A 20,677-nucleotide genomic window follows, 5' to 3' on the forward strand; every position below is an offset into this window, starting at 1 on the left:
GGGCGATAGGTCAAAGTCCAGCATTTTTCCGGTTCCGGAGACCGCATGTTTCGTCCCGCCGTTTTTGTCGCCGCCGCCCTCGGCCTGTCCGCCGTCGTCTCCGGCTGCACGCCGCTGACGAGCTATTCCGGCTTTCAGGCGATTGAAGCCAAACCCGTCGACATGAAGGTGGGCGAAGACAGCAAGTCCACACTCATGGAAAAGCTGGGTTCGCCCTCGACCGTCGCGACGTTCGATCCGAACACCTGGTACTACATCTCGCAGACGACCGACCGGGTGGCCTTTTACAAGCCGCGCGTGATCAAGCGCGACGTTGTGGCCATCAAGTTCAATCCCGCCGACGAAAAGGTCGCGGCGATCAACACCTTCACTCTGAAGGACGGCAAGGTCATCGCCTTCAATGGCCGCGAGACTCCGACACGCGGTCGCGAGATGACGATCCTGGAGCAACTGCTCGGCAACGTCGGACGTGGCGGCATGTTGCCGCAGGACCAGGACAATGTGCCTGGCAGCCGCCCGGGCGACCGCCGCTAAAAAATCCAGGATTTGCGTCGCTTCAAGAAGGCCGCGCCCTCACGGGCGCGGCCTTCTTCGCACGTGCAGTATATGTTTGCGCAACTCGAGATAGAGTTACCATATCACCATGAATTATACTTAATTACATTCGGTAACCATTTCGACAGCTCAAATTTCCATGCGCAACACTTCATAAACCGGAAACAAGGCAGTCTCGACTTCTCGGAAAAAATCGCGCCAGGTATTTGGAAACGAGCATGAACGGGATGGACCTCAAGTCGTTGTCCGTGCTCGTTGTCGACGACAATTCGAACATGCGTGCGATTTTGGGAACGATACTCAAATCGTTTGGCATCCGCGACATCCACCAAGCTGAAGACGGTCTGCAGGCGTTGCGCGTCGTCAACGAGCGCGAAGTGGACATCGTTTTTACCGACCTGATGATGCAGCCGGTCGATGGTCTGGCCTTCATCCGCTGGATCCGCACGTCAACCGCCAGCCCCAGCGTCTACATGCCGATCATCATGATCACGGGTCACGCCACCAAGCGCAGCCTCGACGACGCGCGCATGGCCGGGGTCACGGAATTCCTCGCCAAGCCCGTCACACCCCGTGGCGTGCTTCACCGCCTGAACGAAGTGATCAACAATCCGCGCGTCTTCGTCCGGGTCAGCGACTATTTCGGTCCCTGCCGCCGCCGCCGTATTGATCATGAATTTGTAGGCGAGGAGCGTCGCGGCGTTTCCAACGAAAACGAAGCGGACGCGCTCGTCGATCTTGATGACGCCTATTGAGCCGCATCACCGCCCGGCAAAGGGCCAGAACACGGTGATCAGCAGCGGCGCGACGATCAGGATCAACAGGGTCAAGGGCGCGCCAAGCCTGGCATAGTCGCCGAACTTGTACCCGCCGGGTCCCAGCACCAGCGTATTGCACTGATGGCCAATGGGGGTGAGGAAGTCGCACCCCGCCCCGACAGCCACCGCCATCAGGAACGGATCAGGATTGAGGCCCAGGCGCTGGGCCAGGCTGAGGCCGATCGGCGCGACAATCAGGACCGTGGCGGCATTGTTGAGAAACGGCGTCGCCGCCATGGCCACCGCCATCATCGCCGTCAGGGTCAGCAACGGCGGCAGGCCGTGGAACGCGCCAGATAGCCAGCCCGCGATGAGATCGGTGCCGCCGCTGGCCTGAACGGTGTCGCTGACCGGGATCAGCGCCGCCACCAGGATCAGGACCGGCCCCTCCAGGGCGGCATAGGCTTCGCGCATCCGCAGTGCGCCGCTGGCGATGACCAGCACGGCCGCGCCGAAGAAGCCCGCCGTAACCGAGATCACGCCGAACCCGACCAAGAGCATGGCGCCCGCCAGAATCGCCGTGGGCAACAGGACGTGGCGCATGCCGCCCAGGCGGACTTCGCGTTCAGCCAGCGGCAGGCACCCCAAGGCCTGCAAGGCGCCGGGCAGCTGATGCTCAGCGCCCTGCAGCACCAGGACATCGCCCGCCTTGAGCCGCACCGTGGCCAGTCGGCCCGCCATGCGATGGCCGCTGCGGCTGACGCCAAGAAGATTGACGCCATGCGCATCGTTCAGTTTCAGGCCGCGCGCCGTCTGCCCGATCAGGTCCGATTGCGCGCTGATCACCGCCTCGACAACGCGGACTTCGTCGGTGGGGACGTCCATGATCAGGGGACGATCGGCGTCGCTGAGCTTAAGCTTGGCCTTGACGATCAGTTCGTTCAGTTCCTGATGTTCGCCCTCCAGAAGCAGTACGTCTCCGGCCTGGATCTTGCGATTGGGGTGCGGCGAGGCCATCCGCTTGCGGCCGCGTAGGATAGCCACCACGCCGACCGCGCCACCCGCCGCAGCGCGCAGGTCGGCGACCCGCGACGCGCCAAAGGTCCAGGCCTCCGGAACCTCCACCTCGGTGACATAGGCGTTGGCCGCCAGGGCCGCGTCGATATCGATCGCCGCGCTACGTTCCTTTGGCAAAAGCCGGTAGGCGAAGGTCAGGTAGACGATGGCCATAACCGACAGCAGCCCCCCGACCGGCATGAAATCGAACATCAGGAACGGCTTGCCCAGGGACTCCTCGCGGATCTTCGAGACGATGATGTTGGGGGACGTGCCGACCAGAATGGCCAATCCCCCGACCAGCGAGCCGAACGACATCGGCATCAAAAGCCGCGAGGGAGAGACGCCTGTACGGCGGGCGATCTGCAGGGCGGACGGCATCATGAGGGCCAGGGCCCCGACATTCTTGGTGACCATCGACAACAGCGTGGTGACGCTGGCCAGGACCGGAACCTGGGTCCGCTCATCCTTCAGATGCGGCAGCAAGGGTCCCATAAGGAGATCCACCAGGCCCGAGCGCGCAATCGCGGCGCTCAGAACCAGGGCGCTGGCGATGATGATGACGATGTCGTTGGAAAACCCCGCAAACGCCGCCTTCACCGGGATCAGGCCCATAGCCATGCCTGCCGCCAGCGCGCCCAGGGCGACCAGATCATAGCGGAAGCGCCCCCAGACGAAGCACGCCACCGTCGCGCCGATGAGGCCGAAAGACAGCCCCTGATCCAATGTCACGTGAACGCCCCGCTACTCGCACCTGGCCGCCAAGCCCGACCTCGCCGGCTCAACGGACAAGGTCGCCTTCCGTTCAATGCGGCGATCTCGAAGATGAACGAGAGCCAACGGAGTGCTCCGGGAACGTTCAGGCGAAGATAGTCTTACTGGCCTCATCGGATCGCCCTCCCCGGCGACCCAGAGTTTCGAAAGACCTCGTCATGAAGCGTATTTTCCTCCCCCTCGCCGCCCTCGTCGCCATCTCGGCCGCGCCCTTGGCCGCCCAGGCCGCGCCTTGGCAATCGGTCAACCAGCGTCAGGCCACGCTGGAGCACCGCATCGACCAAGGCGTCCGCAGCGGTCAGCTCACCCGCCCCGAGGCGACCCGTCTGCGCAGCGACTTCCGCGCCCTCACGACCCTGGAAGCCAAATATCGTCGCAGCGGCGGCGGTCTGTCGATGCAGGAGCGTCGCGACCTGGACACCCGCTTTGATCGCCTGAGCCAGCGGATCCAAGTGCAAAAGCACGATCGCCAGGATCGCGATCATCGCCGCGGCTAGGTCCGGGCCCTCCTGACTCCGGAATCGAAAACGCCCCGGAGGTTTCCCTCCGGGGCGTCGTCATTTGTCTTGAGGGTCGGATCACATACCGTGGGCCAGAACCGCCAGCAGCAGCAGGGCCACGATGTTGGTGATCTTGATCATCGGGTTCACGGCGGGACCCGAGGTGTCCTTGTAGGGATCCCCAACGGTGTCGCCGGTCACGGCGGCCTTGTGCGCCTCCGAGCCCTTGGTGTGCAGAACGCCGTCCTTGTCGGTGAAACCCTCTTCGATCACCTTCTTGGCGTTGTCCCAGGCGCCCCCGCCGCTGGTCATCGAGATGGCGACGAACAGGCCCGTCACGATCACGCCCATCAGCATGGCCCCCAAGGCGGCGAAGGCATCCACCTTGCCGGCTATGGCCTGGACCACGAAGAACAGCACAACCGGCGAAACCACCGGCAGCAACGACGGCACGATCATTTCGCGGATCGCCGCCTTGGTCAGGATGTCGACCGCCTTGCCGTACTCCGGCTTGACCTCATAGGTCATGATGCCGGGGTTCTCGCGGAACTGGCGACGGACCTCGGCCACGACGGCCTCGGCCGCCCGGCCCACGGCCGTCATCGACATGCCGCCGAACAGGAAGGGCAGCAGCCCCCCAAAGAGCAGCCCCACCACGACATAGGGGTTGGACAGATCGAAGGTTACCGGACCCATGCCCTCGAAGAAGCTGCCCGCCGGCGCATTGGCCGAAAAGAACTTCAGGTCCTCGGTATAGGCGGCGAACAGCACCAGGGCGCCCAGGCCAGCCGAACCGATGGCGTAGCCCTTGGTGACGGCCTTGGTGGTGTTGCCCACGGCGTCCAGGGCGTCGGTGGTGACCCGCACGTCCTTGGGCAGACCGGCCATTTCAGCGATGCCGCCAGCGTTGTCGGTGACCGGACCAAAGGCGTCCAGGGCGACGATGAAGCCCGCCAGGGACAGCATGGTGGTCGTGGCGATGGCGATGCCGAACAGCCCCGCCAGATTATAGGTCACCACGATGCCGACGATGATGGTCAGGGCCGGCAGGGCCGTGGACTCCAGTGACATGGCCAGACCCTGGATCACGTTGGTGCCGTGACCGGAGACCGAAGCCTGGGCCACCGACCGAACCGGGCGGAAGTTGGTGCCGGTATAGTATTCGGTGATCATCACGATCAGAGCCGTGACGGCCAGACCCGCCAGGCCGCAATAGAACAGGCTGTCGGCGTCGAAGGACTTCTCGGTCGCCGTGCCCAGGCCGACCGTGACGGCGGCCGGAACCAGCTGATGGATCACGTACCAGACGGCCGGGATCGACAGCAGGCCGGTGACGATCAGGCCCTTGTAGAGCGCGCCCATGATGTTCTGGCTCTTGCCCAGCCGAACAAAGAACGCCCCGATGATCGAAGTGACGATGCAGACCGCGCAGATGGCCAGCGGCAGCAGCATCATCGACGATACGATCTCGGCGCCGCGGAAGAAGATCGCCGCCAGCACCATGGTGGCGACCGTGGTCACCGCATAGGTCTCGAACAGGTCGGCGGCCATGCCCGCGCAGTCGCCGACATTGTCGCCGACATTGTCGGCGATGGTCGCGGCGTTGCGGGGGTCATCCTCGGGGATGCCGGCTTCCAGCTTGCCGACGAGATCGCCGCCGACATCAGCCCCCTTGGTGAAGATGCCGCCGCCCAGACGAGCGAAGATCGAGATCAGGCTGGCGCCGAAGCCCAGGGACACCAGCGAGTCGACCACAACGCGGTCGGTGCCCGCATGGCCCATCTGCAGCAGCACGGCGAAATAGCCCGCCACGCCGATCAGGGCGAAGCCGGCCACCAGCATGCCGGTGACGGCGCCCGAGGTGAAGGCCATCGACAGGCCCTTGGCCAGGCTTTCAGACGAGGCCTGGGCGGTGCGCACATTGGCGCGGACCGAGATCAGCATGCCGGCGAAGCCTGCGGCTCCAGACAGGATGGCGCCCAGGGCGAAACCGACGGGCTGCTCCCAGGATTTGAAGAAGAAGGCCAGGAGCGCGATGACCACCACGCCCACCAGGGCGATCGTGGTGTACTGGCGCTTCAGATAGGCTTGGGCGCCTTCCTGGATCGCCGCGGCGATCTCCTGCATTTTCGCATTGCCGGGCGAAGCCCGCATCAAGCTCGCCGTCTGTACGATGCCGTAAAGCACCGCCAGCAGCCCGGCCGCTATGGCCACATAAAGCCAAGAACTCATCCGTAAATTGCCCCTTCGCGCTTCCAATCACGAGGGGAACGCCGATCCGCTTCGGTCGCCTTGATCATCGTCAAGACGCCGTTCGGATAGACGGGTGGGCCTTATGGCCTCGTGCCCCCTCGATGCTCCCTAATTGGCGCGCACGGCGCGCCAAGAGAAGGACAGTGCCAAATGGCGCAGGGCTACGCAAGCCGCGCACATTGGGGCGACTGAAAGGGGTCGAAACGACCGCTCGGGATGAGTCTAGTGGTGTTCGGCGGCCGCCGGCGGCGGCGTCGGGCGCTTGGGCCCCGACGGATGCGGTATCTGATTGCGCGCGATCTGCTTGACGATGTCGACAGACGCCACCTTGCCCTTGCCGGCCAGCTTGCTCGCCTCGTTCATCACGAAGGCCTTCAACTTGACCGCATCGACTTCGTTGTAAGTGTCAGAGGCCGTGAACGGGCTGCTGTGAGCCGCCTTGACGAGGGCGTCGCGCAGCAACGGCTCCTTGCCTTCCATCACGGTCGCCGGAACGGTGGGCGCCAGCTTCAGGGTCAGGTTGAGGAAGACATAGTTCAGCAGACGCCCGTCAACGATGATCGGGATGGCGATCGGCTGCAGCTTGACGACGACGTCTGGTGCGGCCTCCTCGCCTTCCTTGCCTTCCTTCTTCTTGGGGGAATTGGCCAAGGCGGGGCCGGCCATGGCGAGCATGGCCAGGGCGACAAGGGCGCGGCGCGTCAGGGGAGTGCGAGCGGTCATGCGCCTCCCTTAACCGACAAGCCTTGAAGTCAGCTTAACCGTGCAGCCAACCCAGGCGCTCCGGGGTGATGTCCTTGCCCTTGAACAGAGCGCAGATCCCCTCGCCTTCGACGAATTCGCCGATGTCGCGGAACGGCACGCCAGACACCATGGCGGCGGCCTGGAAGGCGGCCACGTCGGTGGGATCCACAGCGCAGACGATCTCATAGTCGTCGCCGCCCGAAGCCAGGGACATGCGCGCCTCGCCGGCTTCCGGCTGCGCGCCCAGCCATTGGCGGGCGCCGGGCGACAGCGGCAGACGGTCCAGATCAACCAGGACCCGCAGACCGCTGGCCTTGGCCACATGGGCGGTATCGGCCAGCAGGCCGTCGGAAACGTCGGCAGCGGCGCGGGCATAGGCGCGCAGGGCGGCGCGAATGCTCAGGCGCGGCGGCGGCATGCGGTAGCGACGGGCCAGTCCGCCGTCCGGATCCTCGACCTCGCCCCAGTGGGCCAGCAGGCCCAGCCAACCGTCACCGATCGTGCCGCTGACCATCAGACGGTCGCCAACGCGCGCGCCGCGCCGCAGCACCGCGTCGCCAGAAGGCGCCCAACCCAGGAAAGTCGCCGAAACCACCAGCGCGCCCGAGGTGGTGACCGTGTCGCCCCCCAGCAGGCTAATATCGTAAAGCGCGCCGTCCTCGGCCAGGCCTTGGGCGAAGAGTTCACGGTCCGCCACGGTGGTGCCCGAAGGCCAGCCGACAGCCAGGAAATAGCCGTACGGCTCGGCCGCCTTGGCGGCGAGGTCAGAGAGATTGGTGCGCAGCAGACGCTTGGCCACGACGTCCAATTGCTCGCCGGCCAGGAAATGCACGCCGGCGACCATGGCGTCCTTGGTGATGACTAGATCATAACCGGGGCGCGAGGGAAGGACCGCCGCGTCGTCCATGAGATCCAGCGCCGCCGGATCACCGCGGGTCAGCGGGCGCAGAAGGCGCGCTATATGGTCGAACTCATTGGCCGCCGGCGGCGCCACCGTCTCCGGTGGGACCTCCTCGGCGAACCAATCGTCGTCTTCGTCAGGTTCTTGCATCACGGGCGATCGCGTCGAGGGCGCCATTGATGAATCCAGCCTCCGGTCCTTCGAAGAACGATTTGGCGATCTCGACATACTCGTCGATGACCACCTCGGTGGGTACGTCACGCCGATGGATCAACTCAAAAGCCCCGGCGCGCAACACGGCGCGCGCCGTGGCGTCCAGACGCTCAAGGCGCCAGCCCGAAGCCAGGCGCTTGACGATGGCCTGATCGACCTCGCCCTGCTTGGCCACGACACCCTTGGCGAGCTCGGCGAAAAAGGTCTCGTCGGCGGCGGCCATCTGCTGGCCGTCCACATCGCGGTCAAAGCGGTGCTCGGAAAACTCCCGCACCACGGCATCGACACCGACGCCGGAGACTTCCATCTGGTACAGGGCCTGGACGGCGGCCAGGCGGGCCACGGAACGGGGCTGGATGCGATCGGTCTTGCTCATCGCGACTGACCCAGCAGCTGCTGCTTGAGCGTCACGGTCTCAAGGCAGGCCTTGGCGGCTGCGCCGCCCCGGTCGCCTTCACTGACCTTGGCCCGTACCCAGGCCTGGTCTTCCTCGTCAACGGTCAGCACGCCAAAGCCGATGGCCAGACGCCGGCCGATCGCCAGATCCTGAAGACCCCGCGCGGTTTCATTGGCGACGATCTCGAAATGATAGGTCTCACCGCGAATTACGCAGCCCAGCGCGACGAAGCCATCATAGCGCACCCCGACAGGGCGGTGGCCGGCTTCCTCGGCCAGGGCGATGACGCTGGGGATCTGAAGGGCGCTCGAGACAGTGACGACGTCATAGTCCGCGCCATAGGCCTCAATCGCCTGGGCGGCCCCGCGCAGCAGCTCGTCGGAGATCCCCGAATGGCTTCGGCCCTCCACGATTAGCAGGCGGATCTTGTCTTCAACCATAAAACTCGAACTCCAGGGCCGGCTCTGGCGGCGCCAGCAGACTCAGCCGCATCGAAACAGAATGCGCCTATAGCTCTTCGTCCGCGACGTCGCTCAGACCTTCTTCACCCAAAAACTTTGCGAAATCGCTAGTTTCCTTGAAATCACGGTAAACTGACGCGTAACGGACATAGGCGACGTCATCGAGGGCCTTCAAAGCCTTCATCACCATCTCGCCAACCGTCGAGGACGGCAGCTCGGTCTCGCCCATGCTTTCCAGCTGCCGGACGATGCCATTGATCATGCGATCGATCCGTTCGGCGTCGACCTGACGCTTCTGGGTGGCCAGGGCAATCGACCGAACCAGCTTCTCGCGATCGAACGGCGAGCGCCGTCCCGACCGCTTCAGAATGGTCAGCTCACGCAGCTGCACACGCTCGAACGTCGTGAACCGCCCGCCGCATTCCGGACAGGCGCGGCGACGTCGGATGGCCGCGCCGTCTTCCGACGGGCGGCTGTCCTTAACCTGACTTTCCATGTGACCGCAGAAAGGGCAGCGCATGATCTAGCCCTCCCTGGCTCAATCGAATCTATTAGTTGTAGATCGGGAAGCGCGCCGTCAAGGCCAGCACCTGCTCGCGCACCTGCGACTCGACCGCGCTATTGCCCTCGGCGCCATTGGCCGCGAGACCGTTGATGACCTCGCCGATCAGTTCACCGACCCGGGTGAACTCCGCTTCGCCGAAACCGCGGGTGGTGCCGGCGGGCGTGCCCAGGCGGATGCCCGAAGTGACCGTAAACGGCGCGGTGTCGAACGGAACGCCGTTCTTGTTGCAGGTCATGTTGGCCCGCTCGAGGCTGTGCTCGGCGTCGCGGCCGGTCACGCCCTTGGGGCGCAGATCGACCAGCATCAGGTGGCTGTCTGTGCCGCCGGAGACGATCTTGACCCCCGACTTGCCCAGGGCTGCGGCCAATGCGCGCGCATTGGTGATTACCTGTGCGGCATAGGCCTTGAACTCGGGCCGGAGCGCCTCGCCGAAGGCCACAGCCTTGGCGGCGATCACATGCTCCAGGGGGCCGCCCTGAAGGCCCGGGAACACCGCCGAATTGACCTTCTTGATGATGGCCTCGTCATTGGTCAGCACCATGCCGCCGCGCGGACCGCGCAGGGTCTTGTGGGTGGTGGTGGTGACGACGTGGGCGTGGGGCACGGGGCTGGGGAACGCGCCGCCGGCCACCAGGCCGGCAAAGTGGGCCATGTCGACCATCAGATAGGCGCCGACGCTGTCGGCGATCTGACGGAAGCGGGCGAAGTCGATCTCACGGCTGTAGGCGCTGCCGCCGGCGATGATCAGCTTGGGCTTCTCGCGCTCGGCCACCTCGGCGACATTGTCATAGTCGATCAGCTGGTCCTGCTGGCGCACGGTGTAGGACACCGGCTTGAACCACTTGCCAGACTGATTGGCGGGCGACCCGTGGGTTAGGTGCCCCCCGGCGGCCAGGTCCATGCCCAGGAAGCTGTCGCCCGGCTGCAGCAGGGCCATGAACACCGCCTGGTTGGCCTGCGAGCCCGAGTGCGGCTGGACATTGGCGAAGCCGGCGCCGAACAACTGCTTGGCCCGTTCAATGGCGATCGTTTCGATCTCGTCGACGAATTCGCAGCCGCCATAATAGCGCTTGCCCGGATAACCTTCGGCGTACTTGTTGGTCAGGATCGAGCCCTGGGCCTCAAGCACCGCTCGCGAAACGATGTTTTCCGACGCGATCAGCTCGATCTGGTTTTGCTGACGCCCCAGCTCCAGACCGATCCGATCGAAGATGTCGCGGTCCGCCGTGGCGAGGTCCGCGCCGAAAAAGGCGGTCAGGTTGGAATCGTGTGCGGTCATGGGCGGTCTCCAGACACTGCGGGGGAGTCAGTGGCGCCCTCTTTAACGGCCTACGCGCCGCGATCAATCTCGGAACCACGGAGAAAATCGCGCGTTGGTTCCATTCCGCAGGAATGAAGTCGTCCTGCCGGGCAAAAACGTGGCCACAACGAGGGCGAGACACCATGGTGTCGCAGAGCGGCGAACTGAATTCCAAGCCCGGGCGGGAACCGGATTTTCTGGCGCTAAGCACGGATATCGTCGCCGCCTATGTCGGACGCAACACGGTCAGCCCGTCAGCGATCCCCGGCCTCATCAGGACGGTGCATGAGGCCCTGGTGACCCTGGGGCCGGGCGCTGCGCCGCGCGCGCTTGAAAAGACCAAACCCGCGGTTCCCGTGTCTCGCTCGGTCCAGCACGACTACATCGTCTGCCTGGAAGACGGAAAACGCCTCAAGATGCTCAAGCGCTATCTGCGCACGCACTACGACATGAGCCCCGAGGACTACCGCCGCAAATGGGGCCTGCCCGGCGACTATCCGATGGTCGCGCCGGCCTATGCCGTGCAGCGATCCAACTTCGCCAAGCAGATCGGCCTGGGCAAGGGCGTAAGACGGGGGTCATAGCCCCCTTTTGGACGCGATCAGGCCGCGTAGCCACCCATGCGGGCCACGTTGCAGTGGGACCACAGCTTCTCCATCGCCACGACCAGCTTGCGCATCATGTCGTCGGTATGGAACGGCGTGGGGGTAAAGCGCAGGCGCTCGGTGCCGCGGGGCACGGTCGGATAGTTGATCGGCTGCACATAGACGCCATGCTCGGCCAGCAGCATGTCGCTGATCAGCTTGGTGTGGTTGGGATCGCCAACCATCACCGGAACGATGTGGCTGTCGTTTTCCATGACCGGCAGACCGGCGGCCTTGAACATCGCCTTCAGGGTCTTGGCGCGCTCCTGGTGCGCCTCGCGCACTTCGGGATGTTGCTTGAGCCACTTGACGCTGGCCAGAGCGCCGGCGGTCAGGGCGGGCGGCAGCGAGGTCGTGAAGATGAAACCCGAGGCCATCAGGCGAATGGCGTCGACCACGACGGTGTCGCCGGTGATGTAGCCGCCCATCACGCCGAACGCCTTGCCCAGCGTGCCTTCGATGATGTCGATCTGATCCATGACGTCGTCGCGCTCGGCGACGCCGCCGCCCCGCTGACCGTACATGCCGACGGCGTGGACCTCGTCGAGATAGGTCATCGCGCCGTATTTCTTGGCCAGGGCGGCCGTGGCGCCGACGTCGGCAATGTCGCCGTCCATCGAATAGACGCTCTCGAACGCCACCAGCTTGGGCGCATCGGCCGGAGCCGCCGCCAGCAGCTCTTCCAGATGCGCCAGGTCGTTGTGGCGGAAGATGTGACGCTTGCCGCCGCCATTGCGGATGCCGGCGATCATCGAGGCATGGTTCTGCTCATCGGAGAAGATGATCAGGCCTGGCAGGATCTTGTAGAGCACGCTGAGGCTGGCTTCGTTGGACACGTAGCCCGAGGTGAACAGCAGAGCGGCTTCCTTGCCGTGCAGGTCGGCGAGTTCCGCTTCCAGCTCGACATGGTGGTGATTGGTGCCCGAGATATTGCGCGTGCCGCCCGAACCCGAGCCATGCTGGTCGATCGCGGCGTGCATCGCATCCAGCACCACCGGGTTCTGACCCTGCCCCAGATAGTCGTTGCTGCACCAGACCACGACCTCGCTCTCGCCGCCGTCCGGAGCCGTCCAGGTCGCGCGCGGGAAGGCGCCGCGATGGCGCTTGAGATCGGCGAACACGCGGTAGCGACCCTCTTCACGGATCTGGCTCACAGCGGCACTGAACGCGGATTTGTAGTCCATGGTCTTTTTTGCTCGACCGCCAGACGGACAAGACCGCCGGACCGCCGGTCCCTTCTCGATACACCGCGTTTCGCATGCGCGGGAGGCCGCTGTCCACATAGGGACAAGTACTTAGATTTAGGAAATAGCGCTTTTCGTCGCGCCGATCCAAGAGCTGCCGTTAGGTCAGATCGCTGATTTTGCCCCGCAACATCTGGATCACGGCCGAGAAATCCTTGCCGCCAAAGCCGTTGGCGTCGAACAGGGCGTACAGAGCCTCGGCCTGCGCGCCCATCGGGGTGGTGGCGCCCGCCTTGGCCGCGGCCTCCTGGGCCAGCTTGAGATCCTTCAGCATCATCGCCGTGGCGAATCCGCCTTCGTAGTGACGATCGGCCGGGGTCTGCGGCCCCACTCCCGGCACCGGGCAATAAGTCGAGACCGACCAGCACTGGCCCGAGGACTTGCTGGCGATCTCGAAGAACCGGTCGGCCGCCAGGCCCAGCTTTTCGGCCAGGGCGAAGGCTTCGCAGGTTCCCAGCATGGAGACACCCAGCAGCATGTTGTTGCAGATCTTGGCCGCCTGCCCCGCCCCGTGTGCGCCGGCGCGAATGGTCACCCGCGACATCGGCGCCAAGGCGGCCTCGACGGCGGCGAAGTCGTCCGCGTCGCACCCCACCATGAAGGCCAGGGTCCCGGCTTCGGCGGCCATGATCCCGCCCGACACCGGCGCGTCGGCGAAGCGGAACCCGGCTTGCGACGCCTGCCTGGCCACGGTCCGGGCGCTGTCGACGTCGATTGTCGAGCAGTCCAGCAGCAGGGCGGACTTCGGCGCGGCGGCCAGGATCTGTTCGCCATAGACAGTCCGCACGTGCGGGCCGGCGGGCAGCATGGTGATCACCACCTCGGCGTCCTTGACGGCCTCGGCCACCGAACCCGCCGCATGGCACCCGGCCGCCACGGCGCGCTCGACCGCCGCCCGTGAAAGGTCAAACGCCTGGACGAGGCGCCCCGCCTTGGCCTGGTTGGCGGCCATGCCGCCGCCCATATTGCCCAGGCCGATAAAGGCGATGCGGGTCATGCCCTGCTCCCAAAAGCGAACCGCGCCTCATGGGCGCGGCTCTTGTCATTGTGGTCGGCGCGTCCTTCGAGGCCGGGTTCCCAGCAGCCTCGAAGGACGCAGGGCCGCTAACGCGCCGGCTTGCGGAACTTGTAGACGAACTGGTCGGTCTTGCCGCGGATCGACGGGTCGAAGACGCTGACAGTGCGCTTGTCGGCCGGGTCGCGGAGAACCCGGCTCTCGCCTTCGAAGATAAAGCCTGCGGCGGTCACTTCAGACTTCACCACCGCCGAGTCGATCCGATGGAGGGTCTCTGTATCGCGCAGCCCCGAACCGGCCTGGGCCGCGTGGTCGATGACCAAATAGACGCCACCCGGCTTGAGCGCGCGGAAGACGGCCTTGTTCACGGCCGACAGATCCGCCGGTCCCATGAACTTGTCGTGCATGTCGTGATAGTTCTGGGCCGTGAACACCAGATCCAGTTTCTCGGGCGTGGAGAATTTGGGCAGGGTGTCGAGCAGCACCATCACGTTGGAATAGGCAGGTTCGCGAGCGATCGCGTTCACCGACGGCTCGCGATTGGCCAGCTTGGTCAACTCGTCGGGCACATAGGCGTACACCCTGCCGCGAGGCCCGACGGCCTTGGACAGGATACGCGTGAAATAACCCCCGCCCGGGATCAGGTCGGCGACCTTGGCGCCGGTCTTGACCCCGGCGAAGGCCAGGATCTCGGCCGGCCGACGATCGGCGTCACGAACCATGTCGACGGCGGGCCGCGCCGAATCGCTCACGGCCGCGGCGATATTGGCCGGGATGGCGGCGGCGGCGTGACCTGACGGCGGCGGGGGCGGCGGAGGCGGTCCCATGGGCGTCGTGGCGCAGGCGGCGAGGCCGAGCACGGCGACGAGACTGAGAAGCGGCTTACGCATGGCATTCCTTCCGAACCGGGGCGTGTTCTTGTTGCGCGCACGTTAGCGCACGACGTCCGCTACGTCAGCGGCGTCCATTCCTCTTGCGGCGGCAAGGGCGAAAAAATCTCGTCGAGCATGGTCTCTGTCACTCCTTCGAGGCGCGTCGGCGACCACTGCGGCGCGTTATCCTTGTCGATGATCACCGCCCGCACGCCCTCCAGAAAATCGTGTTTCTGAACCACCCGCGCGCCGATCCGGTACTCCAGCGCCATGTGCTCGGCGAAGTCCTCGGCGACCGCGCCCTGCTCCAACTGTCGGAAGGCGACCTTCAGGGTCTGGGGCGATTTGGTCTTGAGGATTTCCAGCTGGGCCTTGCCCCAGTCGCTGGAGTCCATCTCCAGAAACTCGAAGATCTGCTCGACGCTGTCCCCGACGAACAGGCGATTGAGATCCTGCTCGATGCTGGCCAAGGGCGCCTTGCCGGCGTCGGCGCGGAACGTCTTGAGGATCTCGTCGATGCGGCGATGATCGGCGGTGATCGCCTTCTTCAGGCCCTCGATGGCGCCGAATTCGACGAAATGGGTGGCGATCCCCAAGCGCAGGCAGTCCGCGCCCTTGATCCGCGCCCCGGTCAGGGCCAGCCACAGCCCCGCCTTGCCCGGCAGGCGCGGCAAGTACCAGCCGCCGCCGACATCCGGGAACAGGCCGATGCCGGTCTCGGGCATGGCGAAGGTCGTGCGCTCGGTGGCGATCCGGTAGTGGGCCGGCATCGAGATGCCGACGCCGCCGCCCATCACCACGCCGTCCATGATCGCCACCACCGGACGGTCATAGGTGAACAGCAGGTGGTTCAGCCGATACTCGGTGTGGAAGAACTGCCGCGCAGCGACGCCATCGCCCGCGCCGCTTTCGGCCAGCATCCGGATGTCGCCACCGGCGCAGAAGCCGCGCTCGCCGGTGTGGTCGATCATCACCATGTCGATCTCGGGATCGGCCTGCCAACCGATCAGGGTGTCGATCATCTTTTGGCACATGCCCAGGGTCAGGGCGTGCAGCGCCTTGGGCCGGTTGAGCGTGATGCGGCCGACGTTCTTGTGAACGCGGACGATGATTTCTGCGGGGTCGTTCATGCGGTTTCCTTGGCGCCGTCCTCGACAGGCTCACAGTCCAGGCGATCGATCTGACCGCCCTGCAGCCGATAGAGCGCGTCTTGCGGCACGTCCTGCGCCAAAGTCGCCGCGCGCGAAAGTCCGGCATAGGCGCCGCGCAATAATCGACCGGCTATGCCATGGCTGACTACGATCAGCCGGCGCTCGGGCTCGGCCGCCTGCTCGGCCAGCCAGGCTGACACCCGCGCCATGACCTGCTCATAGGTCTCGCCGCCGGGCGCGGTAAAGAACCATTCGGGGCTCTTGAAGGCCTCGGGATTTTCGCGGTGCACATCGGCATAGAGACGCCCCTCCCATTGGCCGACCGTCAACTCCATCAGCCGGTCGTCAAATTCGATCGTCAGACCCACACGGTCGGCGATCGCCTGGGCGGTGTCCCGCGCCCGCCGCAGCGGGCTGGCGATGATCCGCCAGTCGGCCGACGGCTCACGCGCGGTCAGATCCTTGAGCAGATCGGCCATGGCCCGGGCCTGCAAGCGGCCCAGAGGCGTCAGGTCAGCCTCGGCCTGCCCCTGCAGGCGACGCTCGCGGTTCCACTCGGTCTGGCCGTGGCGGCAAAGGTAAAGCATTCAGGTCTTCATCTCAGGTCGAAACACTCGACGCCCGCATCGCTGGCGGCCGCCAGCAAGGCTTCGTCGCGTGAAGCAAGAGGCCAACCCTGGTCAAGGGCGAGCGCGAAATAGGAAGTGTCGAAAAGGCTGAGTCGCTTCACCCGAGCCAGCACCCCGAGTTCGCCCATGACGATGGCTGGCGCATGAAGCTTCACGTTCAGATCCACATGGAACAGCAACGCGTCGTCATATTCTTTGGCTGTGAGCCCCCTCCGCCTCTCGAACGTCAGCAGCGCATTGCGAACTTCCCAGTCGAAAATGGACGGCGCCTGGAAGTCCATTTGATTGGCTTGGCTCAACAAGGCGTTCGCTAGCGGCGTCGCCTGAGACGGCAACAGCCAAGCGAGCGCGGCGGAAGCGTCGAGAACGATCGACCTCACTCTCGGGCGAGCTGCTTCAGCTCTTCCCAGGTCATCGTCTCGATCCCGGAATTGGAGGCGGCGATTTCGTCACGCAGCGCCTGGGAGCGAGCCACTAATTCCGCTGCCGAAACCTTGCGCGGCTTGGGCGTCGCTTCGTTTGCCGGCGACAGCCTCGCCACCGCCCGTCCATGCCGCGTGATGGTCACCGTCTCGCCGTCCTTCTCGATGGCGTCGAGCAGGGCCGAAAGGTGGGTCTTGGCTTCGAGGACGCCGACTTCACGCATGGCAAACTCCTAGTCTGACCACATGTGGTCAGACTAGCACGCCGGGCTCACGGCCGAAACATCTCGCGCGCTATGATCACGCGCATGATCTCGTTGGCGCCTTCCAGGATCTGGTGCACCCGCAGGTCGCGGACGATGCGCTCCAGCGGATAGTCCTGCAGATAGCCGTAGCCGCCGTGGAGCTGCAGCGCGTCATTGGCCACCTGAAAGCCGGCGTCGGTGGCGAAGCGCTTGGCCATGGCGCACAGCTTGGTGGCCTGCGGGTCCTTGTTGTCCAGCGCATGGGCCGCGCGACGCACCATCAGGCGGGCCGCCTCCAGCTCGGTGGCCATGTCGGCCAGCTTGAACTGCAGGGCCTGGAAGTCCTTCAGCGGCTTGCCGAACTGCTTGCGGGTCTCCAGATGGGCCTTGGCTGTGTCCAGGGCCAGTTGCGCCCCGCCCAGCGAGCAGGAAGCGATGTTCAGCCGCCCGCCGTCCAGGCCCATCATCGCGAAGCGGAAGCCTTCGCCTTCCTCGCCGATGCGGTTGGCGACCGGCACACGACAGTCGTCGAAGTTCACCTGGGCGGTCGGCTGGGATTTCCAGCCCATCTTGCGCTCATTGGCCCCAAAGCTCAGGCCCGGCGTTCCCTTCTCGACCACGAAGGCCGAGACACCCTTGGCGCCGTCGGCGCCGGTGCGGGCCATCACCACATAGACGTCGGACACGCCGCCGCCCGAGATGAAGGCCTTGCCGCCGTTCAGCAGATAGTGGTCGCCGTCCAGCCGCGCCGTGGTGCGCATATTGGCGGCGTCCGAGCCCGAGCCCGGCTCGGTCAGGCAATAGCTGGCGATCAGGTCCATGGTGGTCAGGCGCGGCAGATAGCGCTGGCGCAGGTCCTCGGACCCGAACCGGTCGATCATCCACGAGGCCATGTTGTGGATGGTCAGATAGGCCGCTGTCGACACGTCGCCATAGCTGAGCGCCTCGAAGATGATCGAGGCGTCGAGGCGCGACAGGCCCGTGCCGCCGACGTCTTCCTGCACATAGATGCCGGCGAAGCCCAGCTGGGCGGCCTCACGCATCACATCGACGGGGAAATGCCGCTTCTCGTCCCACTCGGCCGAATGCGGGGCAAGCTGCCCTTCGGCAAAGGCGCGCGCCGCGTCCTGAATCGCCACCTGATCGGCGCTGAGTGCGAAATCCATGCGCGATATCCTCCCATGCGAGGCAGAACCGCCCTCGTCTTCGTTGGGCGACTGACCTGCCGCGCGCCTGACGGCATGTCAATCACCGACCGCCTACACAAGAGTAGCGTTTTGCGCCGAGCCCACGCTAGGTTGTGAACATGCTCTCCTTTATTCTCGGGACCGTCTTTTTCGCCGTCTGGATAGGCTGGGGACTGCGCATAACTTTCGCCAATCCAGAAGTCGTCAAGCTGAGGATCAAGCGCGATCTTGAAGGCGAACGGAAGCGTGTTCTGGACATTAGGCGTTGCGGCGGGTTCAGCGAAGGTCGCGGCTTTCGCCACTTCCGCACCTATGAGGTCACCACGGAAGAGCGTGGCTGGAAGAAAGAACGCCGTGTCGCGGTAGAAGCAGTCTGGTTCTCCGACGCGGAAGTCCGGCACTACGACGAAGTCTGGCAACAGATTTCAGGACCGGGAACAGGCGCTTGGCGGTAAGGCGCCCCCGCCCCCGGGCTCAGAAGAAACTGCTTGATCCGCGTCAAACACAGGGCCAGCTTTAAGTTTACAGTGTTTAGTTAGGCGCCCGAAAGAGGCGCCCAGGATGGAAACACGGCGAGACCAAAAGGTCCGTCGGGCACGGGAGGGCCAGATGACGCAGGCGACCACGCTCGAAAGAGCGGCCAAGACCGCGGAAAGCGAACATTTCGACGTCATCATCGTCGGCGCGGGCATATCGGGGATCGGCGGGGCCTATCACCTGACCACCCAGCGCCCCGGCGCAAGCTTCGCCGTCCTCGAAGCGCTCGGGGACTTCGGCGGCACCTGGCGCAGCCACACCTATCCCGGCATCCGCTCCGACAGCGACCTCTACACCTTCGGCTATCGCTTCAAGCCCTGGGTTGGCCCGCCGATCGCCAGCGCCTCAGAGATCCTCAACTATATGGGCGAGGTGATCGCCGAGAACGATCTGGCCCGCCACATCCGCTATCGCCACAGGATCACCCGGGCCAGTTGGTCCAGCGCTGACAAGCTTTGGACGCTGGAGGTGACACGGGGCGACGGCCAGACGCAGAGCTTCACCACCGCCTTCCTGTGGATGTGCCAGGGCTATTACCGCCAGCTTCAGGGCTACACGCCGCAGTGGCCCGGCATGAGCGACTATACGGGCCAGGTCATCCACCCGCAGGAATGGCCCAAGGACCTCGACTACAAGGACAAAAAGGTCGTCGTCATCGGATCGGGCGCCACCGCCGCCACCTTGGTGCCGGCCATCGCCGGCGACTGCCAGCACGTCACCCTGCTTCAGCGCTCGCCGACCTATTTCGTGCCCGGCCGCAACGAGAACGACCTGGCCAACACCCTGCGCGAACTGCAGATCGACGAGACCTGGATCCACGAGATCGTCCGTCGAAAGGCCCTGTTCGACCAGGAGATGTTCACCCATCGCGCCGTCGCCGAACCCGACGTGGTCAAGGCCGAGCTTCTGGAGGGGGTGAAGGCCTTCCTGGGCGAGGACTTCGATATCGAAAAGCACTTCACGCCGCGCTATCGCCCCTGGCGGCAGCGGATCGCCTTCGTGCCGGACGGCGACCTGTTCCAGGGCATCGCTTCGGGCAAGGCCTCGGTGGTAACCGACGAGATCGAGCGCTTCACGCCGACCGGCCTGTTGCTGAAGTCCGGGGAAACCCTCGACGCCGACCTGATCATCACCGCCACAGGCTTCAACCTGAACGTCCTGGGCGACATCGATTTCGTCATCGACGACAAGCCGCTGACCTTCGGCGACACCGTCACCTATCGCGGCATGATGTTCACCGGCGTGCCCAACATGGTCTGGGTGTTCGGCTATTTCCGCGCCAGCTGGACCCTGCGCGCCGACCTGATCGGCGATTTCGTCTGCCGCCTGCTGGCCCATATGGAGGCCAAGGGCGCCAAGCAGGTCGAGGTCGCCCTGCGGCCGCAGGACAAGGACATGCCTCTGTCGGCCTGGATCGATCCCGAGAACTTCAATCCCGGCTATCTGATGCGCGGAATGCACCTGCTGCCCAAGGCCGGCGACAAGCCCGAATGGCGTCACACCCAGGACTATTGGCTGGAGAAGGATGAACTCCCGGCCATCGATCTGGACGAGGCCAGCTTCGTCTATTCCTGAAGATCCAGAGCCTTGCCGACGGCGTCCGACAGGGGCGGCGTCGGCCCGGTTCAGAGCCGATATCAGGCGGACCGGAGGCATGGTCTGAAATCCTCCGTTACACGACGTGAATCGCCGAAATCGCAACAACCCCTTGCTAACCTTGCCCCGCCGCCTCAAATCACCCCTTCAAGGAGGCGTCGGTTTTCTGGATGCGTATCGTGAAGTTGGCTTTTGCCGCGATGGCGGCGACCCTGGCATTGGGTTCGGCTGCGGCTCAGGCCGCAGGCGCCGATGACATCGCACGCACCTATGGCGTCTGGCGCAACCCTCACGACAGCGTTCACCTGGAAATCAAGGACTGCGGTCCCAGCACCTGCGGCGTCGTCATCTGGGCCAGCCCAAAGGCGCAGGCCGACGCCCGCAAGAGCGGCTCGGACTCGCTGATCGGCCAGCAACTGCTGCGCGACTTCGAACCGCAAAAGGCCGGCGGCATGCGCGGCAAGGTCTATGTGCCCACCCTGAAGATGACCTTCCAGGGCACCGCCCAGTTGCTCGACGCCACGACCATGAAAGCCAAGGGCTGCGTGATCGGTAACCTGCTGTGCAAGTCACAGGTCTGGACCCGTATCGAGAGCGGCTACAACGTGGCCAGCCGCGCGGCGCCTGCGGCTCCTTAAGGGCGGTAGCGTCTTGCCTC

The 20,677-nt window shown here is 64.9% G+C and carries 23 protein-coding genes; 7 read left to right on the forward strand and 16 right to left on the reverse strand.

Annotation, left to right across the window (positions count from 1 at the left end; translation table 11 throughout):
* Positions 1–45: 45 nt before the first annotated feature.
* Together ACW18B_RS15735 and ACW18B_RS15740 are read left to right on the forward strand one after the other, a co-directional pair.
* The gene (locus ACW18B_RS15735; protein WP_492047959.1) at positions 46–534 is read left to right on the forward strand and encodes an outer membrane protein assembly factor BamE; all 489 of its coding nucleotides are present in this window, start codon (positions 46–48) and stop codon (positions 532–534) included.
* 239 nt (positions 535–773) lie between these two features.
* Positions 774–1,310: a response regulator gene (locus ACW18B_RS15740; RefSeq protein ID WP_492047961.1), complete on the forward strand. Its 537-nt coding sequence runs from the start codon at positions 774–776 to the stop codon at positions 1,308–1,310.
* Positions 1,311–1,316: 6 nt separating this feature from the next.
* Here the strand turns inward: ACW18B_RS15740 and ACW18B_RS15745 are convergent, their stop codons facing one another.
* On the reverse strand, positions 1,317–3,101 hold the full coding sequence (locus tag ACW18B_RS15745) for an SLC13 family permease (RefSeq protein WP_492047962.1): 1,785 nt from the start codon (positions 3,099–3,101) through the stop codon (positions 1,317–1,319).
* Between the two features lie 200 nt (positions 3,102–3,301).
* Between ACW18B_RS15745 and ACW18B_RS15750 the strand changes: the two genes are divergently transcribed.
* A complete protein-coding gene (locus tag ACW18B_RS15750; RefSeq protein WP_492047963.1) occupies positions 3,302–3,640 on the forward strand; it encodes a hypothetical protein in 339 nt (112 codons plus the stop codon).
* 81 nt (positions 3,641–3,721) lie between these two features.
* Here ACW18B_RS15750 and ACW18B_RS15755 read toward each other — a convergent pair whose 3' ends face one another.
* From ACW18B_RS15755 to glyA, 7 genes are all read right to left on the reverse strand, one after another.
* Complete coding sequence (locus ACW18B_RS15755; RefSeq protein WP_492047964.1) at positions 3,722–5,875, reverse strand: sodium-translocating pyrophosphatase; 2,154 nt, start codon at positions 5,873–5,875, stop codon at positions 3,722–3,724.
* Between the two features lie 243 nt (positions 5,876–6,118).
* Positions 6,119–6,619 carry a hypothetical protein gene (locus ACW18B_RS15760; protein WP_492047965.1) on the reverse strand — a complete coding sequence of 167 codons (501 nt, stop codon included), beginning with the start codon at positions 6,617–6,619 and terminating at the stop codon, positions 6,119–6,121.
* 34 nt (positions 6,620–6,653) lie between these two features.
* A complete protein-coding gene (thiL, locus tag ACW18B_RS15765; RefSeq protein WP_492047966.1) occupies positions 6,654–7,718 on the reverse strand; it encodes a thiamine-phosphate kinase in 1,065 nt (354 codons plus the stop codon).
* Complete coding sequence (nusB, locus tag ACW18B_RS15770) at positions 7,678–8,130, reverse strand: transcription antitermination factor NusB (protein ID WP_492047967.1); 453 nt, start codon at positions 8,128–8,130, stop codon at positions 7,678–7,680. Before nusB ends, thiL begins: the two co-directional genes overlap by 41 nt.
* Positions 8,127–8,591: a 6,7-dimethyl-8-ribityllumazine synthase gene (ribH, locus tag ACW18B_RS15775; protein ID WP_492047968.1), complete on the reverse strand. Its 465-nt coding sequence runs from the start codon at positions 8,589–8,591 to the stop codon at positions 8,127–8,129. The genes nusB and ribH overlap by 4 nt, the downstream gene beginning before the upstream one ends.
* 67 nt (positions 8,592–8,658) lie before the next feature.
* Positions 8,659–9,132, reverse strand: a complete 474-nt coding sequence (nrdR, locus tag ACW18B_RS15780; protein ID WP_492047969.1) for a transcriptional regulator NrdR — start codon at positions 9,130–9,132, stop codon at positions 8,659–8,661.
* A gap of 31 nt (positions 9,133–9,163) precedes the next feature.
* Positions 9,164–10,456 carry a serine hydroxymethyltransferase gene (gene glyA / locus ACW18B_RS15785; RefSeq protein ID WP_492047970.1) on the reverse strand — a complete coding sequence of 431 codons (1,293 nt, stop codon included), beginning with the start codon at positions 10,454–10,456 and terminating at the stop codon, positions 9,164–9,166.
* Positions 10,457–10,620: 164 nt separating this feature from the next.
* Between glyA and ACW18B_RS15790 the strand changes: the two genes are divergently transcribed.
* Positions 10,621–11,061 (forward strand): Ros/MucR family transcriptional regulator, encoded by a 441-nt coding sequence (locus tag ACW18B_RS15790; protein WP_492047971.1) that lies wholly within the window; start codon positions 10,621–10,623, stop codon positions 11,059–11,061.
* Positions 11,062–11,078: 17 nt separating this feature from the next.
* Here ACW18B_RS15790 and hemA read toward each other — a convergent pair whose 3' ends face one another.
* The 8 genes from hemA to ACW18B_RS15830 form a co-directional block, all read right to left on the reverse strand.
* Complete coding sequence (hemA, locus tag ACW18B_RS15795) at positions 11,079–12,305, reverse strand: 5-aminolevulinate synthase (protein ID WP_492047972.1); 1,227 nt, start codon at positions 12,303–12,305, stop codon at positions 11,079–11,081.
* A 160-nt stretch (positions 12,306–12,465) separates the two neighbouring features.
* Positions 12,466–13,362: a 3-hydroxyisobutyrate dehydrogenase gene (gene mmsB / locus ACW18B_RS15800; RefSeq protein WP_492047973.1), complete on the reverse strand. Its 897-nt coding sequence runs from the start codon at positions 13,360–13,362 to the stop codon at positions 12,466–12,468.
* Positions 13,363–13,469: 107 nt separating this feature from the next.
* Positions 13,470–14,270, reverse strand: coding sequence for a class I SAM-dependent methyltransferase (locus tag ACW18B_RS15805; RefSeq protein ID WP_492047974.1), 801 nt, complete (start codon positions 14,268–14,270; stop codon positions 13,470–13,472).
* A gap of 59 nt (positions 14,271–14,329) precedes the next feature.
* Entirely contained in the window at positions 14,330–15,382 is a 1,053-nt protein-coding gene (locus ACW18B_RS15810; protein ID WP_492047975.1) for an enoyl-CoA hydratase/isomerase family protein, read from the reverse strand.
* Positions 15,379–15,990, reverse strand: a complete 612-nt coding sequence (locus ACW18B_RS15815; RefSeq protein WP_492047976.1) for a histidine phosphatase family protein — start codon at positions 15,988–15,990, stop codon at positions 15,379–15,381. The genes ACW18B_RS15810 and ACW18B_RS15815 overlap by 4 nt, the downstream gene beginning before the upstream one ends.
* 8 nt (positions 15,991–15,998) lie before the next feature.
* Positions 15,999–16,412, reverse strand: coding sequence for a type II toxin-antitoxin system VapC family toxin (locus ACW18B_RS15820; protein ID WP_492047977.1), 414 nt, complete (start codon positions 16,410–16,412; stop codon positions 15,999–16,001).
* Positions 16,409–16,678 (reverse strand): type II toxin-antitoxin system Phd/YefM family antitoxin, encoded by a 270-nt coding sequence (locus ACW18B_RS15825; protein ID WP_492047978.1) that lies wholly within the window; start codon positions 16,676–16,678, stop codon positions 16,409–16,411. Before ACW18B_RS15825 ends, ACW18B_RS15820 begins: the two co-directional genes overlap by 4 nt.
* 47 nt (positions 16,679–16,725) lie before the next feature.
* Entirely contained in the window at positions 16,726–17,865 is a 1,140-nt protein-coding gene (locus tag ACW18B_RS15830) for an isobutyryl-CoA dehydrogenase (protein ID WP_492047979.1), read from the reverse strand.
* Positions 17,866–18,005: 140 nt separating this feature from the next.
* Here ACW18B_RS15830 and ACW18B_RS15835 point away from each other — a divergent pair, with 140 nt between their 5' ends.
* The 3 genes from ACW18B_RS15835 to ACW18B_RS15845 all read left to right on the forward strand — a co-directional run bounded on the left by ACW18B_RS15835 (position 18,006) and on the right by ACW18B_RS15845 (position 20,657).
* Positions 18,006–18,341 carry a hypothetical protein gene (locus ACW18B_RS15835; protein ID WP_492047980.1) on the forward strand — a complete coding sequence of 112 codons (336 nt, stop codon included), beginning with the start codon at positions 18,006–18,008 and terminating at the stop codon, positions 18,339–18,341.
* A 154-nt stretch (positions 18,342–18,495) separates the two neighbouring features.
* Entirely contained in the window at positions 18,496–19,998 is a 1,503-nt protein-coding gene (locus ACW18B_RS15840) for a flavin-containing monooxygenase (RefSeq protein ID WP_492047981.1), read from the forward strand.
* Between the two features lie 191 nt (positions 19,999–20,189).
* Positions 20,190–20,657 carry a DUF2147 domain-containing protein gene (locus ACW18B_RS15845; protein WP_492047982.1) on the forward strand — a complete coding sequence of 156 codons (468 nt, stop codon included), beginning with the start codon at positions 20,190–20,192 and terminating at the stop codon, positions 20,655–20,657.
* Positions 20,658–20,677 lie beyond the last annotated feature (20 nt).

The sequence above is a fragment of the Caulobacter sp. FV2ps19 genome (assembly GCF_058681035.1).

Excerpts from the sequence above, each read along its gene's own strand:
- ACW18B_RS15810 (WP_492047975.1), bottom strand. The coding sequence starts at position 15,382 with ATGAACGACCCCGCAGAAATCATCGTCCGCGTTCACAAGAACGTCGGC.
- nrdR (WP_492047969.1), bottom strand. The coding sequence starts at position 9,132 with ATGCGCTGCCCTTTCTGCGGTCACATGGAAAGTCAGGTTAAGGACAGC.
- thiL (WP_492047966.1), bottom strand. The coding sequence starts at position 7,718 with ATGGCGCCCTCGACGCGATCGCCCGTGATGCAAGAACCTGACGAAGAC.
- ACW18B_RS15750 (WP_492047963.1), top strand. The coding sequence starts at position 3,302 with ATGAAGCGTATTTTCCTCCCCCTCGCCGCCCTCGTCGCCATCTCGGCC.
- ACW18B_RS15830 (WP_492047979.1), bottom strand. The coding sequence starts at position 17,865 with ATGGATTTCGCACTCAGCGCCGATCAGGTGGCGATTCAGGACGCGGCG.
- ACW18B_RS15805 (WP_492047974.1), bottom strand. The coding sequence starts at position 14,270 with ATGCGTAAGCCGCTTCTCAGTCTCGTCGCCGTGCTCGGCCTCGCCGCC.
- nusB (WP_492047967.1), bottom strand. The coding sequence starts at position 8,130 with ATGAGCAAGACCGATCGCATCCAGCCCCGTTCCGTGGCCCGCCTGGCC.
- ACW18B_RS15815 (WP_492047976.1), bottom strand. The coding sequence starts at position 15,990 with ATGCTTTACCTTTGCCGCCACGGCCAGACCGAGTGGAACCGCGAGCGT.
- ACW18B_RS15740 (WP_492047961.1), top strand. The coding sequence starts at position 774 with ATGAACGGGATGGACCTCAAGTCGTTGTCCGTGCTCGTTGTCGACGAC.
- hemA (WP_492047972.1), bottom strand. The coding sequence starts at position 12,305 with ATGGACTACAAATCCGCGTTCAGTGCCGCTGTGAGCCAGATCCGTGAA.
- ACW18B_RS15825 (WP_492047978.1), bottom strand. The coding sequence starts at position 16,678 with ATGCGTGAAGTCGGCGTCCTCGAAGCCAAGACCCACCTTTCGGCCCTG.
- ACW18B_RS15790 (WP_492047971.1), top strand. The coding sequence starts at position 10,621 with ATGGTGTCGCAGAGCGGCGAACTGAATTCCAAGCCCGGGCGGGAACCG.
- ribH (WP_492047968.1), bottom strand. The coding sequence starts at position 8,591 with ATGGTTGAAGACAAGATCCGCCTGCTAATCGTGGAGGGCCGAAGCCAT.
- mmsB (WP_492047973.1), bottom strand. The coding sequence starts at position 13,362 with ATGACCCGCATCGCCTTTATCGGCCTGGGCAATATGGGCGGCGGCATG.
- ACW18B_RS15735 (WP_492047959.1), top strand. The coding sequence starts at position 46 with ATGTTTCGTCCCGCCGTTTTTGTCGCCGCCGCCCTCGGCCTGTCCGCC.
- ACW18B_RS15845 (WP_492047982.1), top strand. The coding sequence starts at position 20,190 with ATGCGTATCGTGAAGTTGGCTTTTGCCGCGATGGCGGCGACCCTGGCA.
- ACW18B_RS15755 (WP_492047964.1), bottom strand. The coding sequence starts at position 5,875 with ATGAGTTCTTGGCTTTATGTGGCCATAGCGGCCGGGCTGCTGGCGGTG.
- ACW18B_RS15760 (WP_492047965.1), bottom strand. The coding sequence starts at position 6,619 with ATGACCGCTCGCACTCCCCTGACGCGCCGCGCCCTTGTCGCCCTGGCC.
- ACW18B_RS15835 (WP_492047980.1), top strand. The coding sequence starts at position 18,006 with ATGCTCTCCTTTATTCTCGGGACCGTCTTTTTCGCCGTCTGGATAGGC.
- ACW18B_RS15840 (WP_492047981.1), top strand. The coding sequence starts at position 18,496 with ATGACGCAGGCGACCACGCTCGAAAGAGCGGCCAAGACCGCGGAAAGC.
- glyA (WP_492047970.1), bottom strand. The coding sequence starts at position 10,456 with ATGACCGCACACGATTCCAACCTGACCGCCTTTTTCGGCGCGGACCTC.